This is a genomic window from Pyrinomonas sp. (assembly GCF_040289685.1).
GTDB lineage: Bacteria > Acidobacteriota > Blastocatellia > Pyrinomonadales > Pyrinomonadaceae > Pyrinomonas.
Genome location: NZ_PSLQ01000005.1, coordinates 16,014 through 30,590 on the forward strand (window position 1 = coordinate 16,014; position 14,577 = coordinate 30,590).

At 59.4% G+C, this 14,577-nt stretch carries 10 protein-coding genes; 9 read left to right on the top strand and 1 reads right to left on the bottom strand.

Annotated features, from left to right (window positions below; translation table 11 throughout):
* Window positions 1-151 precede the first annotated feature (151 nt).
* The 8 genes from C4334_RS02310 to C4334_RS02345 all read left to right on the top strand — a co-directional run bounded on the left by C4334_RS02310 (window position 152) and on the right by C4334_RS02345 (window position 11,951).
* The gene (locus C4334_RS02310) at window positions 152-1,786 is read left to right on the top strand and encodes a M28 family peptidase (RefSeq protein ID WP_352430467.1); all 1,635 of its coding nucleotides are present in this window, start codon (window positions 152-154) and stop codon (window positions 1,784-1,786) included.
* 82 nt (window positions 1,787-1,868) lie between these two features.
* Entirely contained in the window at window positions 1,869-3,974 is a 2,106-nt protein-coding gene (gene metG, locus C4334_RS02315) for a methionine--tRNA ligase (protein ID WP_352430468.1), read from the top strand.
* Window positions 3,975-4,042: 68 nt separating this feature from the next.
* Window positions 4,043-4,840 carry a TatD family hydrolase gene (locus C4334_RS02320; RefSeq protein WP_352430469.1) on the top strand — a complete coding sequence of 266 codons (798 nt, stop codon included), beginning with the start codon at window positions 4,043-4,045 and terminating at the stop codon, window positions 4,838-4,840.
* Between the two features lie 300 nt (window positions 4,841-5,140).
* Window positions 5,141-6,151, top strand: coding sequence for a polyprenyl synthetase family protein (locus C4334_RS02325; RefSeq protein WP_352430470.1), 1,011 nt, complete (start codon window positions 5,141-5,143; stop codon window positions 6,149-6,151).
* Between the two features lie 153 nt (window positions 6,152-6,304).
* Window positions 6,305-6,877, top strand: a complete 573-nt coding sequence (locus tag C4334_RS02330) for a hypothetical protein (RefSeq protein ID WP_352430471.1) — start codon at window positions 6,305-6,307, stop codon at window positions 6,875-6,877.
* A gap of 399 nt (window positions 6,878-7,276) precedes the next feature.
* Complete coding sequence (gene rbp, locus C4334_RS02335) at window positions 7,277-7,597, top strand: RNA-binding regulator (RefSeq protein ID WP_352430472.1); 321 nt, start codon at window positions 7,277-7,279, stop codon at window positions 7,595-7,597.
* A 123-nt stretch (window positions 7,598-7,720) separates the two neighbouring features.
* The gene (locus tag C4334_RS02340; RefSeq protein ID WP_352430473.1) at window positions 7,721-8,614 is read left to right on the top strand and encodes an acyl-CoA desaturase; all 894 of its coding nucleotides are present in this window, start codon (window positions 7,721-7,723) and stop codon (window positions 8,612-8,614) included.
* A gap of 370 nt (window positions 8,615-8,984) precedes the next feature.
* Window positions 8,985-11,951 (top strand): M16 family metallopeptidase, encoded by a 2,967-nt coding sequence (locus C4334_RS02345; protein WP_352430474.1) that lies wholly within the window; start codon window positions 8,985-8,987, stop codon window positions 11,949-11,951.
* Between the two features lie 69 nt (window positions 11,952-12,020).
* Here C4334_RS02345 and C4334_RS02350 read toward each other — a convergent pair whose 3' ends face one another.
* Complete coding sequence (locus tag C4334_RS02350; RefSeq protein ID WP_352430475.1) at window positions 12,021-13,451, bottom strand: N-acyl-D-amino-acid deacylase family protein; 1,431 nt, start codon at window positions 13,449-13,451, stop codon at window positions 12,021-12,023.
* 487 nt (window positions 13,452-13,938) lie between these two features.
* Here C4334_RS02350 and C4334_RS02355 point away from each other — a divergent pair, with 487 nt between their 5' ends.
* Complete coding sequence (locus C4334_RS02355; RefSeq protein ID WP_352430476.1) at window positions 13,939-14,574, top strand: hypothetical protein; 636 nt, start codon at window positions 13,939-13,941, stop codon at window positions 14,572-14,574.
* The last annotated feature ends 3 nt before the right edge of the window (window positions 14,575-14,577 follow it).

Genomic DNA, 14,577 nt, shown 5'->3' on the forward strand with positions numbered 1-14,577 from the left:
CCTGGATTCGGCAGACGGAGCACATTTCGGTTAAAATATAACGTTTTGCTTTTCGATGGAAGGAGGGAGCAAGAGGCAAGCGATGAGGGTTGGACCTTCTGCCAAACGGGCTTTGTTCTTCCCGATTTCGTTTCTTCTTTTTTGTCTAGCGATGATCTCTTTGACCTCTGATTTCGGCGGTTCCGTCTTTGCGGCTGGCCCAAGAGTGAGCGAAAGGGCCATTCGCGCGCACATCAAGTTCTTGTCGGATGATTTGCTTGAAGGACGTGCGCCGGGGACGCGCGGTGGCGAGTTGGCGGCCAAATACATCGCCGCGCAGTTCGAGGCGATGGGATTAGAGCCTGCTGGCGTAAACGGCAGTTACTTTCAGCCAGTTCGATTGGTCGGCGTCAAAGCCGACCCTTCGACCAAACTCATCGTGCGTGGCAACGGGCGTGAGGCGAGCTTCAATTTCGGTGACGAATACGTTGCGAGCACTGGCGCGCAGACCGACCGCGTCGCGCTGAAAGCCGAGCTGGTCTTTGTCGGTTACGGCATCGAGGCTCCGGAGTATCGTTGGAACGACTACAAGGGTGACCCGGAGGATTTCCGCGACAAGATATTGGTCATCATGGTCAACGATCCGCCAGCGACCAGCGAAGAGCCCAATCTTTTCGGCGGTCGCGCGCTTACCTACTACGGTCGTTGGACCTACAAATACGAGGAGGCGGCGCGGCGCGGAGCGGCGGGCGCGATTCTGATTCACACGGACGAATCGGCAGGCTACCCATGGGGCGTTGTGCGCACGTCGAACGGGTCGTGGAGGTACGATCTGGCGCGCGCAGCGAACGACACCACGCCGTATCTCAAACTCCGTTCGTGGATCACCAACGATGCGGCCAAACGTTTGTTTCAACTCGCCGGATTCGATCTCGACGAGCTTCGTCGTCGGGCCGCGTCGCGCGATTTCAAGCCGGTTAAGCTCAATCTGCAAGCCGAGATCGATCTTCGAAGCGAACTGAAGCGTGTGGAAGCTCCCAATGTGCTTGGCTTGCTGCCCGGGCGCGACGCGCAGTTGCGCAACGAGTACGTCATGTACACCGCTCACTGGGACCATTTGGGCATCGGCGAACCGGACGCGCGCGGCGATGCGATCTACAACGGCGCGGTGGATAATGCGACCGGCGTCGCCGCCGTACTCGCCATTGCGGATGCTCTGACGAGGTTGCCGGAGAGCGAGCGTCCGCGCCGTTCGGTCCTGTTTCTGATGACGACTGCTGAAGAGCAAGGTCTGCTCGGGGCCGAATGGTTCGCGCGATATCCGACGGTGCCGCTCGACCGCATTGCGGCGGACATCAATCTCGATGCGCTCAACGTCCTCGGTACGACGCGCGACTTCGTCGCTTTGGGTGCGAACCGCTCGACTTTGCAGCAGGTGGTCGAAGCCGTGGCGCGGGATCGCGGACTGAAAGTCGGCTCCGATCCGCGACCCGAACAAGGCTCGTTCTTCCGTTCGGATCATTTCCCGCTCGCCAAAGCGGGCGTGCCGGCCATTAGCCTAGAGAGCGGCGAGGATTTCATCGGGCGTCCGGCAGGTTGGGGACAAGAACGTTTCAACGAATACAACACGAAACGTTATCATCAGCCTTCGGATGAGTACGATCCATCCTGGGACCTACGCGGCACGGTGCAGGAAGCTGAAATCGCGCTCGACATCGGCTTGCGCGTCGCCAACGCGAGCGAGATGCCGCGCTACAATCCGAACGATGAGTTTGCCAAGGCGAGAAGGGAAACGACGCCGAAGTAGGATCTCGACTTCGTGAAGTTCAAGCGGGATCAACGTTTGTCCCATTGGGGCGCTATTTCAGGAGTCATTCGTTCCAAGCTAGATGAAGACCTTTTACGTCACGACGCCGATCTATTACGCCAACAGTTTGCCACACCTCGGCAGCCTCTACACCACTTTGGTCGCCGATGCGCTCAAGCGTTACAAACGTCAACGCGGCTATGAGACGCTTTTCCTAACCGGCATGGATGAACACGGCATCAACGTGCAGCGCGCAGCCGAGCGTGCTGGCCTTCAACCGAAGGAGTTCGTCGATCGCGTCGCCGAGACTTTTCAACGAACGTTCGCCGCGTTCGGATTGGACGGTGCGCATGGCGGCTACGACATCTTCATGCGCACGACGGCATCCTTCCACTACGCCGGCGTGCAGGAGTTCTGGCGTCGTGTCGCGCGCGCGCGCACGCCTAAAGGGCGCGCGGCTATTTACAAGGGGCACTACGAAGGGTGGTTTTGCGCCGCCTGCGCGGCCTACAAGACCGAAGACGAATACATCAAACCGCCGACGGCTGATGAATCGCCGCGTTGCCTCGTTCATGAAGCGCCGCTCGATCGCGTCTCGGAGGAGAGCTACTTCTTTCGCCTTTCGGATTACGGCGAAGCTTTGCTGGAGCTGTACGAGCGGCGCCCAGATTTCGTCTGGCCGGAGGAGAGGCGCAACGAGGTCGTCAGTTTCGTGCGTGCCGGATTGCAGGACCTGTCGGTGAGCAGATTGAAAAGCTCCGTCGCTTGGGCCATCCCGGTGCCAGACGATCCGGCGCACACGGTTTACGTCTGGTTCGACGCGCTCACCAACTACATCACGGCGATCGGCTTCGGCAACGAAGAGCGTGAACGGGCGATCGGTTTCGAGAAGTTTTGGCCCGCCGTCCATCTGGTCGGCAAAGACATCCTACGCTTTCATGCTGTTTACTGGCCCGCCTTTTTGATGGCCGCTGGATTGGAACAGCCTCGCGCCATCGTCGCTCATGGCATGTGGCTCGACCGCGAGGGGCGCAAAATGTCCAAGACGCTCGGCAACACGATCGATCTCGACGTGCTCCATCGCCACTTCTCTAACGATGTGGTGCGCTACTTCTGTCTGCGCGAGATGGTCTTCGGGCAGGATGGGCGTTTCAGCTACGAAGCGGTCATCGAGCGCGCGAACAGCGATCTGGCGAGCGGTCTCGGCAACCTCGTGAGCCGCACCTTGACGATGATCGCGCGATATTGCGCGGGAGCGATTCCGTCGCCGGAGATCAGCCAAGAGAACTATCTGCAAGCCAAACGCGCGGGCGTCAATCCGGATCCGTCGGACCACGCTTCGACGCTGGAGCTGGCGCGCGACCAATTCACGACGCAGTTTGACGAATACGGTTTCAGCCGCGCGTTGGAGGCTGCCTGGAGCTTGATCGCGCGCACCGATAAGTTGCTCTCGGATGCAAAGCCTTGGGAATTGGTCAAGGACGAACGTCAGCGCGAGACGTTGAATGCTGTGCTCTATCGTGCGGCGGAAACTTTGAGATGGCTCGCTGTCATGTTGCACCCGGTGCTGCCGGATGCGACGCGCGCCATCTGGCGGCAACTGGGATTGACGGGCGACCCGGCCGAACTCGATCCGGCGAAATTGAAATGGGGCGAACTCCGCGCGGGAACGCTCATCGGCGAGGTTGAAGCGCTCTTCCCGCGCCTCGATCGCAAAAAGGTTATGGCTGAAATAGAACGCGAAAACAGAGGAGAGCCAACCCATACCCTTCAAGAATCGGCGAAAGCGCCTTCAACTGAAACGACTTCGCCGCCACAAGGAGCAACGTCATCCGGCGTGGCTGCGCCCCTCGCGGAGATGATCGGCATCGAGGATTTCGCCCGCATCGATCTTCGCGTCGGCGAGATTCTGACCGCTGAGCGGGTGCCGAAATCAGATAAGCTCCTGCGCTTTACCATTGACTTGGGCGAACCGGAACCGCGTCAAATCTTGGCTGGCATCGCCGGCTACTACGAACCGGAGAAGCTCGTCGGTCGCAAGGTCATCGTCGTCGCTAACCTGAGGCCACGCAAACTGCGAGGGTTCGAGTCGCAAGGGATGGTGCTGGCCGCTTCGGTCGGCTCCGAGGATCGCCCTGTGTTGGCGACGTTTGTGGAAGACGTGCCCAACGGCGCGAAGCTCAAATGACCTCGACTCGCGCGCAGTGCGGGCGAAAGAAGGCATGACCGAGCATCGCTCGTCGAGCATCAACGAACATGTACGTCGATTCACACGCGCACATCGACAGTGCGGAATTCGATTCCGACCGCGCGCAAGTTTTAGAACGAGCGCGTGCGGCGGGCGTCGTCGCCGTGCTCACCGTCGGCACGGGAGACCCTTTGAGCGGCGCTCTGGAGCGCGCCATCGAACTGGCCGAACGAGAAGAGATGGTCTATGCATCTGTCGGCGTCCATCCGCACGATGCGCGCCTTTTCAGCGAAGCGGCTGCGGAACGCTTGAAAGATTTGGTCCAGCATCCCAAGGTGGTCGCGTTGGGCGAGATCGGGCTAGACTATCACTACGACAACAGCCCGCGCCAACAGCAACAGCTTGCTTTCGCCGCGCAATTGAAGCTTGCGCGCGCGGCGGGCAAGCCTGTCATCGTCCACTCGCGCGCAGCGGATGAAGATACGATCTCCATCTTGCGTCGCGAGTTGTCGCCTGATCTCGGCGGCGTGATGCACTGCTTCACGGGCAGCGCGTGGGCAGCGGAAGAGGCGCTGGCGCTCGGCCTGATGATCTCTTTCGCCGGCATTTTGACTTTCAAAAGAGCCGACGAACTACGCTCGATCGCGCGCCGCGTGCCGCTCGATCGAGTTCTCATCGAAACCGATTCGCCATATCTTGCGCCGGTCCCGCATCGCGGGCAGCGCAACGAGCCCGCTTATGTCGTCGAAGTCGCGCGCTCTTTGGCGGAAATACACGGCATGAGTCGAGAAGAGATCGGGCGGCACACGACTGAGAACTTCGCCCGCCTTTTTCGCGTTGGGAGCATAAAGACGCTCTTGCCGTGATCGTCATTTATGATGAGGGGGCCCTGAAGAGATTTGCCAATCCACATCGGAGACCACCGCGATCTTTGTGCGTGTGACGAAGATGCGGTTGCGACGAGCTTCGCGGCGGAGGCAGTAGAGCGTGCAGACCAACATGGATCCGATGCGCCACTGATTGAAAGACGATCGGCCCATCTGTTATGCTGCGCGAAGTTTTTGCATCCTTTTGGTTGCAGTTGAAACTTTATCGAGATCATTTTGAGAAACGTGCGCGTTAGATTACCGCGAGCGGAAGAACCTGAAAGCGACTTTTTGAACCTGATGTCGAGCAACACGGCCATTGTCGATGACGTTCAACTTTCCGCGCGGCGCATTTTTAGTGTGATCGCGCCGGAGTTGGCATTGGTCGAAGCGGAACTCGAACGACAAGCGCGCTCGAGCGTGCAGATCATCGCGCATCTGAACGAATATCTCTGGTCAGCAGGTGGCAAAAGAGTGCGTCCGGCCTTGTTGCTTCTAGCGACGCGCGCCGTCGGCGGAGACGCCGCTCGCCACAGCGTCGTGAGGATGGCGGCTGTGGTCGAGTTCCTTCATACGGCGACGCTCGTTCACGATGACATCATCGACAACGCCGAGACGCGACGCAATCGGGCTTCGCTCAACCGGCGCTTCGGCAATCAGATCGCCGTCTTGATGGGCGATTGGCTTTACATGTCGGCTTTTGAGACGAGTCTGGCCGAACGTTCGCTGCCCATTCTGGATATTCTAACGGCAGTGACGCGCAAGATGGTCGAGGGCGAGTTGATGCAGCTGACCCTGCTCGGGAGCGCCGACATCTCGGAAGAGCAATATTTCGACGTGCTCGAGCGTAAAACGGCCTATCTGTTCGGCGCTTGTTGTGAGATAGGCGCGATCTTGGGCGGTGCAACGCCGGAGCAGCAGAAAGCGCTGTGCGATTACGGGATGTGCCTCGGCACAGCCTTTCAACTCATCGACGATCTGCTCGATTTCACCGGCACGGAAGAGATTCTAGGCAAACCGGCGGGTCTCGATCTGTTGGAAGGCAAAGTGACGTTGCCGATCATCTACCTGCTCGAGAGCGTGCCGCAAATGCGACGCAAAGTGCAAGCGGTGATGCGGTCCGAAAGTTATGCGGAGATCTCGCGCGCCGCGTTGTTGCGGGCGGCGGAAGAAAGCGGCGCGTTGGAACGGGCGCGCGCCAAGGCAGCGGAGTTCGCCGCAGCGGCTTGCGCCGCCGAGAAGCTTCCGAGTTCGATCTACCGCGAAGCGCTCTGCGCCATCCCGAACTACATCCTCGAACGCGATCGTTGATCTTGCTTTTCGTCGAACTTTGAGTAAGCTTAGGCGTGATCGGCTTCATCGTTTCCTTTCGGCTGCCGATTCGTCGCTTGAACGGAGACGTGGCTTGCGTTGAATGCCGATCGGTCTTTTGATCGCGTCGCTTTTTGCTGGTGAGTTTCTCAGATGCCGGACGAAAACCTCTTGACCACTTTGGAGCAGAGCTTGCGTCAAGCGCGGGCGACGCGCGCGCGGTTAGCCGCGCGCTTAGCCGAGCTTGAAGCCGAAGCCGAAAAGGTGCGGACGGAGTTAGCCGAAGTAGATGCGCTCGCCAATCAGACGGAAGCGGCTATGTTGCGGATCCTCTCTTCCGTGCTCGGTGCAAGCAGCTCCACAAACTCGATAGCGCTTTCGGTCCCTTCCGATGAAGAGATCGAGGCGGCACTGCGCCGCGATGAGGCCAAAAACGCGCACGCTGCACGCCATCAACCGCCGCCAGTACGCTCCGACATCGAACCGAAGAGCACGCGCTTCGCCGACCGGACCATCCCGCAAGCTGCGGCAGTGCTCTTGCGCGAGGCTGGTGGTCCGCTCCATGTCAACGAGATCTACAACCGATTGCTCGAGGGCGGTTTCCAGTTCACCGGCCAGCACCCAACGATCAGCATCGCCGTGTCGCTCAATCGCAACCGCCGTTTCCGTAAAGTCGCGCCTGGAACCTTCGATCTCGTGATCCGCGACGTAGCGCAGATGTCTTAACGCGCTCGCTGGACCAGCTAGACCGATCCGCCTTGCTCATCCATCACACTGGAAGCAAAAACACCGGAGATTGAAACAACACGGACGCTTGCGAGGCACAAAAACGTTCGTTGAGGTGTCGTTTTCGTATCGGTTAAAAAAACTTCCGTCGCGGCTTGCTTTTTCCGCCCCGATGGTCCATGATTGCGGACGTCACATTCCTTCTCTCGCGCATCAACGGTGATGCGCCCCGCGTCGCGGCGGCGTCTTTGGATGGTTCGAGAGATGGGCTGAAGTTGAACGGTAGGAGCCTTATCTTTCGGGCAATCAACCAAGACTTCGTTGTTTACCGTTAACATCGAAGCGCGCTCTGGAGGCTTCTCTTTACGCTCCTCATCGAGGAGAAAGGATAAAAATCTTATGTCGATCAGATTGTATGTCGGTAACCTCGCTTTTCAGACCACCAGCCAAGATCTGACGGATCTGTTTGCGCAGGCGGGCGCGGTGGAATCGGCGCGCGTCATAGAGGACCGCGAAACGGGGCTCTCACGTGGTTTCGGTTTCGTCGAGATGACGAATCGTGAGGAAGGCGAGCGGGCCATTGAACAATTCAACGGCAAGGAATTGGACGGGCGTTACCTGAAGGTGAATGAAGCGCGGCCGCGCGAAGAGCGGAGCGACAATCGCCGGAGCAGCGGTCGTCCGAGCGGTGGTGGCCATCGCCGTCCGTCGCGTTGGTAAGCTCGATATTTGGAAGGCGCCCTTCGGGGCGCTTTCGATCATGCGCTCTTTATTGATTTCAATTGGATCGAGGAAAGGACCGCAGGCCGTCGCTTCAAGGGCGGCGGCGCGAGAGAATCAAGAATGCAGAACGCAGGAACCTTCGGGAAACAAGCGCGCGCGCGCGTGGTTGCAAGACGTAGAAGGGCCAAAACGCTGGAGACGTGGCGACGCACGGGGCTTAATTGGACCACTGCCGTCGCCATGATCGTCTTTCACACCGGCGCTGTGGTAGCGCTTTTTAACTGGAGTTGGACGGGTTTCTTGGTGATGCTCTTTCTGCTCTGGGTATCGGGCGGGTTGGGCATCGGCGTTGGCTATCACCGACTGTTGACGCACAGGGGGTTCAAGACGTCGCGTGCGTTCGAATATTTCCTCGCGTTGTGTGGCACGTTGGCGCTCGAAGGCGGTCCGATCAACTGGGTCGCCACGCATCGCATACATCACGCGCACGCCGATGACGAAGGCGATCCGCATTCGCCGCGCGATGGCCGTTGGTGGTCGCACATCGGTTGGATTCTGGTCGGCACAGCACAACAGCATCCGGAAGCGACGTTGCGACGATATGCGCCCGATTTGATGAAAGATCGCGTGCATCGGGTGATCAACCGCTTCTACTACGTGCCGCTGATTGCGTCGGGCGTCGTCCTTTACGCGCTTGGCGGTTGGCCGTGGGTGTTGTGGGGCGTCTTTTTGCGCGTCACCATCGGCTTGCATGCGACGTGGCTCGTCAATTCGGCAACGCACATGTGGGGCCAGCAGCGCTTCCAAACGCGGGACGATTCGCGCAACAACTGGTGGGTCGCACTGCTCACCTTCGGCGAAGGATGGCACAACAACCATCATGCTCACCCGACCTCGGCGCGCCATGGGCTGGCGTGGTATGAAATAGACATCAACTGGTGGACGATTCGCGCGTTGCAAGCCTTGGGATTAATTCACTCGGTCAAACAAGCGCGCGTCACGGATGAACGCTGATACGTAAGCGTCAGAAGCGAAGAAGGGGCCAGAAAAGTTTCGAGCGAGAGCGCAGCTTGCAACGCTCAAGGCGCGCTCTCGCTCTGTCTGCCCATACAAGACGCTCACCACGATCTCACAGCGCCCTCTCTTCTCACCCTTCGACGCCTTTCTTCCCGTGCCGATCGATGGCGAACCTTCCTTTCGATTCCCATGCGAGCAACGGCGTTCGTCGCTTCGTGCGCGCTCTTCGTCTTAGCGCGCGGTCGTTCCACCGCTTGCGTGACGAGGCGGTGCGAGGATAGAATCGCGGCTCGTCAGACTTCCTGAAGAACGTCGTAACTTTCCAGCAGACCGGAAATTCCAACACTTGGACGGAGGATGATCGAACATGAAGATCAGGGCATGGATTGCCTGCGCGCTCGTCTTCTCGCTTCTCGTCCCAACGCTCGTCCCGGCGCAAAGACGAGCGGCTGCACGGCGCGCGCAGCCCGACGCCGTTCTCCCGCCCATCCGCTACACCGAGTTCAGGTTGCCGAACGGATTGCGCGTCATCTTTCACGAAGACCGTTCGACGCCCATCGTCGCCGTTAACATTTGGTATCACGTCGGTTCGAAAAACGAGGTGCCGGGCAAGACGGGATTCGCCCATCTATTCGAGCACATGATGTTTCAAGGCTCGAAGAATTACGACGATGATTACTTCAAGCCGATTCAAGAAGCTGGCGGCACGCTGAACGGTTCGACCAATGCCGATCGAACCAACTATTGGGAAGTGGTCCCGTCGAACTTTCTCGAGCTAGCGCTCTTCATGGAAGCCGATCGCATGGGCGGTCTGCTCGACGCATTGACGGAAGAGAAGTTGAACAACCAGCGTGAAGTCGTCAAGAACGAGAAGCGGCAGAATTACGACAACCGACCGTACGGATTGGTACCAGCCCGCATCGCCGAAGTGATGTATCCGCCGAACCACCCATATCACTGGCTGACCATCGGATCGCTGGCCGATCTGGATGTCGCCTCGATGGAAGATGTCAAAGCCTTCTTCCGTCGTTTCTACACGCCGAACAATGCAAGCCTAGCGATCGCTGGCGATTTCGATCCGCGCGAAGCGCGACGGTGGGTCGAGAAGTACTTCGGTCCGATTGCGCGGGGGCCGCGCGTCGAGCGAGTCGCTGCGCCGCAGCCGCGACTCGACCGCGAGATTCGGCAGACGATGGAGGACCGCGTTTCGCTATCGCGCCTTTATATCACGTGGCACGCGGTGCCGCAGTGGACTGCGGACGATGCTGCGCTCGACGTGCTGGCGCGCATTCTCGGCGGCGGTAAAAGCTCGCGTCTGTATAAGTCGCTCGTTTATGAGCAGCAGATCGCGCAAGACGTCTTCTCCGCGAACTTCGCGCGCGAGATCGCCGGTCAGTTTCAGATCGTGGCGACGGCCAAGCCGGGCCGGTCATTGGACGAACTGGAACGTACGATCAACGCCGAGTTGGAAAAGATCAAGTCCGAAGGACCTACGCGCGAAGAGGTCGAACGCGCTTACAACGCCATCGAGGCCAACTTCATCTACGGTCTGCAGACCGTTGGCGGTTTCGGCGGGAAGAGCGATCAACTCAATCAGTACGCCATCTTTCTCAACGATCCCGGATACTTCGAGAAGGATTTGGCGCGCTACCGCCGCGTTACGCCACAGGATGTGCAGCGCGTAGCGCGGACTTACCTGACCGATAAGCGATTCGTCTTGAGCGTTGTTCCAACATCGCAGCGCAAACCGAGCGCTGGCGGCCTCGCAGTCGAACCAAGCGCGCGCCCATCAACGAATCAGCCCTCGCAAGCTGGCAGCACACAACCAGCAGGCGCGCAAGCTCAAACTAAATCCGAGCGCGCGACGACGCCTCTTGCCGGAGCGGCTCCGGCGACCACCGAAGCCCGACGCGCTGGCAAGCAGGGCGGGGAGAAGAACTACAATTTGCCGAAACCGAAGCCCGATCCGAAGTTCAGCCTGCCGCCGATTCAGCGGCGTCGTTTGTCGAACGGACTCGACGTTTTGGTGGTTGAGCATCATGAGCTACCACTGGTCCAGATGAGCCTCGTCTTCAAGACGGGCGGTGCCGCTGATCCGCCCGAGAAGGCGGGATTGGCCAACCTGACGGCGGACATGCTCGACGAAGGGACGCGGCGACGCTCGGCGCTGGAGATCTCCGATGCGCTCGCTTCCATCGGCGCCCAACTGACGATCGGCTCAGGATGGGATGCGTCAGGCGCGAGCTTGTTGACGTTGACGCGCCATCTGGACCGTGCGCTCGATATCTTCGCCGATGTCGTCACCGAGCCTGCTTTCCCGCAGAAAGAGCTTGAGCGATTGCGCGCGCAACGCTTGGCCTCGTTCCGTCAACGGCGCGACAGCCCCGAAGCGATCGCGCAGATCGTCTATGCCTCGCTCCTTTACGGACGCGAACACCCATATGGTCATCCGCTTGCCGGAGATGAAAAGTCCGTGCAAGCGATCTCCGAAAGCGACGTGCGCCGTTTCTACGAGACATACATGCGCCCGAACAACGCTGCGCTCATCATCGTCGGCGACGTAACGCCCGACTCGATCTTGCCGAAATTGGAACGCGCTTTCGGCTCGTGGAAACCAGCCGAAGTGCCATCCGTAAAGATCCCTACGACGGCAAACCAACATCCCGGACTTTACGTCGTCGATCGGCCCGGCGCCGCGCAGTCGGTGATTCAAATCGGCCAGATCGGCGTCGAACGAACCACGCCCGATTACTTCCCGTTGTTGGTGCTGAATACCATCCTCGGCGGGCAGTTCGTCTCGCGCGTCAACCTGAACTTGCGCGAGAGCAAAGGCTACACCTATGGCGCGCGCACAGCATTTGATTTCCGCCGCTTCGCCGGACCGTTCGTCGCCTCAGCAGGCGTCTTCACAGGCGTGACCAAAGAATCAGTTGAAGAGTTTCTCAAAGAGTTGCGTGGCGTGCGCGGCGACATACCAATTACGCCGCGCGAACTCGAGTATGCTAAACAAGCGCTCCTTCGCGGTTTCCCGCGCGGTTTCGAGACACCGGGCCAGATCGCCGCGCGTTTAGAAGATATCGTCATCTACGGCCTTCCCGACGATTATTTCAACCGCTACATCGAGCGCGTTCGTGCTGTCACGCTCGACGACGTTAACCGCGTCGCGAAGCGCTATCTAGATCCTTCGCGCATGACGGTCCTTGTGGTCGGCGATCGACGAGCGATCGAAGCCGGACTGCGTTCGTTGCCGGAATTGGGGGCGAAGATCACGTTGGTCGATCCTGAGGGGCGCATCCTGACTAGCGGCGAAGGCGCAAGCGAATCGCCGCGTTGATCAGTAAACGGCGGCGGGGCTGGCATCGAGCCGCCGTCGCCGATCGTTCTTCGGGAGCGCGAAGAGTTGCTACCGGCGCAGAGCGCGCCCGGCGAGCGCGCCCGTGTACCGGCCATCCTCTACCGCGAGTTGCCCGTTGACGATGACGTAACGCATCCCCACAGCGAGCAGTTCGGGTTGTTCGTAGGTTGCGCGGTCGGCCACCTTTTGCGGATCGAACACGATCAAGTCAGCGAAATAGCCCGGCGCGATGCGGCCACGTTGCGGGAGGCGAAAGATCTCAGCGGTTAACGCGCTGCTCACTCGAATGGCGAAAGGCAGACTGATCACACGTCGGCGGAAGACGTATTCACGAAGTTTGCGCGGGAATGTTCCGTACTTGCGCGGATGACCGGTCGAACCATCTGAGCCGGTGACAACCCATGATTGCTTCATGAAATTCTCGATGTCGCGTTCGTTCATGTTGAACGAAGCGACTCCCACATCGCCCAGTTCTCGAATGATCTCCAGCGCTGCTTCGACCGGTTTTGCGTGGCGTTCCGCTGCGATGATGGCTAAGGTCTTGCCGCGCAGGCTGGGATCGCGGCTCGACGTGATCAGAAGCGACGCTGGACCACCACGTCTTTGCAGATTCCGCTCCATTTCAGCGAGCAGGCGCACGCGGGTCGGTTCATCCGCTAAGCGCGCAAGCAGTTGATCTCTGCCTCCGGCTTCGGCCCAGCGCGGGACGAGCGCGGCGATCAGGCTGGTTCCCGAAGCGGTGTAAGGATACTGATCTGCCGTCACCTCTATACCTTCGACGCGCGCTCGATGGATCAGCTTGATAACTGCGCCGCTTTGTCCCCAGACTTCGCGCCCCAGCGCTTTAATGTGTGAGATGTGAACCGGGATCGAAGCTTCGCGCCCGATGCGGAGGGTCTCGCGAATGGAGCCGAGCAAGCCGATCGAATAAGAGTCCTCGTCGCGCATGTGCGTATCGTAGATGCCGCCTTTGGCAGCGACCACTTTCGCCAGTTCGATGACTTCCTCAGTGCGCGCGTAGCTCCCAGGAGCATAGTATAGACCGGTTGACATGCCGAATGCGCCTTCATCCATGGCGCGCCCGATCAACTCCTTCATTCTCGCGAGCTGATCTTCGGTCGGCGCGCTGTCGCTCATTCCCATTACTTGGCGGCGTACTGTGCCGTGTCCGACCAACAGCGCGGCGTTGGTCCCGATGCCTCCTTCTTCCCAACGACGCAGCGTCCTTTCGATCTCGATCGGCCCACCGCCATCGTTTCCCGTGATGACCGTGGTGACGCCTTGCATCAGGTAGTTGACGTTGCTTTTCCGATTTGGGTCGGAAAGATCTTCCAACGTGTGCGTGTGCGGATCAATGAAGCCTGGAGCGACGATCAATCCGCGCGCATCGATCACGCGCCGCGCCTGCATGCGTTTGATGTTGCCGACATAAACGATGCGATCGCCGCGGACGCCAACATCAACCCTTCTCGCCCGCATGCTTTTCCCATCGAACACTATTCCGTTGACGATGAGTAGATCAAGAGGGGACACCTGCGCGGCGAGAGATGAACAGAAAAGGAGCAAAAACCAGAGGGTAAGTGCCGTTTGATGCAGCACTTCGGTCACCTTTCTAGCGGTTCGCTGATCGTATAGCAACGGGCGCATCGTTTCGACGGCCATCGCTTCGGTTGAACGCTCCTGCAGTTTTGCGGATCAGAACCCGCGTGCAAGCATAGCAGATGAGTGGGCCAGAAACGCAAATCGCTCGCGCTCGTAGAGAGGCGGTCCCGCATCAGACAGCAGAAGCGAGGGCAGATGGGAAGTCGTTCCGCTGTTCCGCCTCGGTCAGAACTTCAGCGTCGGTTCAATGGCAGAAGGCGCGGGCCGTTCGTCGTCGGCGGGCGACGCCTCATCCGAGTTGAACGCCCGTCCGTTGAAAAGAGGTCGAAGAGCGCGCGAGGCACAGCGTAGTCTTTGCGATTGGATGTGTCTACAGTTCAGCCGAAAAGTTGGTGGGCCGTTCTTTTCGGCCAAGCTGATCAAAAAAGGCTCCAGACTTTTGCACACGCAATGCTGGTTCTGGGGACAAGACATCCGATCTCCGGCAGGCAATCTGCTCGTGCAGTACGGATTCGAGCGTTTCCGCCCACCTGAAGGGGTGGAAGGGAGCAGCGCTTACCTCCTCGCGCTCGTTCCGGCGCGCGAGACATCGTGCCTCATCTTGTGGGGCTTCGGTCTTTTCTACGGGACGGAAGGCGCCGGCGGCATCTTTCTCGACCGATTTCGCTTCCTGCCGCGATGGACGCCGCAGCACTTGTTGAAGCTTCCGCTATGGCGCAAGGATCAGTTACCGGACGCGAGCGTGCCGGAGGAAGCGTCGCGGCTAGTGGTCGCGGCACGCATGTGCGCGCGGCTCTGTGCATGGATCGAAGCTTACGAAAGATGGGTCAACGGTCTCATGGGAACTTCGTACCACGCGCGATGCTTGAAGTCCTTTCCACAGGCGACGCACTCGCTGACGGAACACCTGCAAGGATGGCGGGACTTGCATGAAGCGATGAGCGCGATGGCGGTCGGTTCGAACACGTATCCTCTGTTAAATCAAATCCATTCGAGGTGAGAG

Bases quoted from the DNA above. Each gene is read 5' to 3' on its own strand.
- C4334_RS02310 (WP_352430467.1), top strand. From the start codon at position 152: ATGATCTCTTTGACCTCTGATTTCGGCGGTTCCGTCTTTGCGGCTGGC.
- metG (WP_352430468.1), top strand. From the start codon at position 1,869: ATGAAGACCTTTTACGTCACGACGCCGATCTATTACGCCAACAGTTTG.
- C4334_RS02320 (WP_352430469.1), top strand. From the start codon at position 4,043: ATGTACGTCGATTCACACGCGCACATCGACAGTGCGGAATTCGATTCC.
- C4334_RS02325 (WP_352430470.1), top strand. From the start codon at position 5,141: ATGTCGAGCAACACGGCCATTGTCGATGACGTTCAACTTTCCGCGCGG.
- C4334_RS02330 (WP_352430471.1), top strand. From the start codon at position 6,305: ATGCCGGACGAAAACCTCTTGACCACTTTGGAGCAGAGCTTGCGTCAA.
- rbp (WP_352430472.1), top strand. From the start codon at position 7,277: ATGTCGATCAGATTGTATGTCGGTAACCTCGCTTTTCAGACCACCAGC.
- C4334_RS02340 (WP_352430473.1), top strand. From the start codon at position 7,721: ATGCAGAACGCAGGAACCTTCGGGAAACAAGCGCGCGCGCGCGTGGTT.
- C4334_RS02345 (WP_352430474.1), top strand. From the start codon at position 8,985: ATGAAGATCAGGGCATGGATTGCCTGCGCGCTCGTCTTCTCGCTTCTC.
- C4334_RS02350 (WP_352430475.1), bottom strand. From the start codon at position 13,451: ATGCGGGCGAGAAGGGTTGATGTTGGCGTCCGCGGCGATCGCATCGTT.
- C4334_RS02355 (WP_352430476.1), top strand. From the start codon at position 13,939: ATGTGTCTACAGTTCAGCCGAAAAGTTGGTGGGCCGTTCTTTTCGGCC.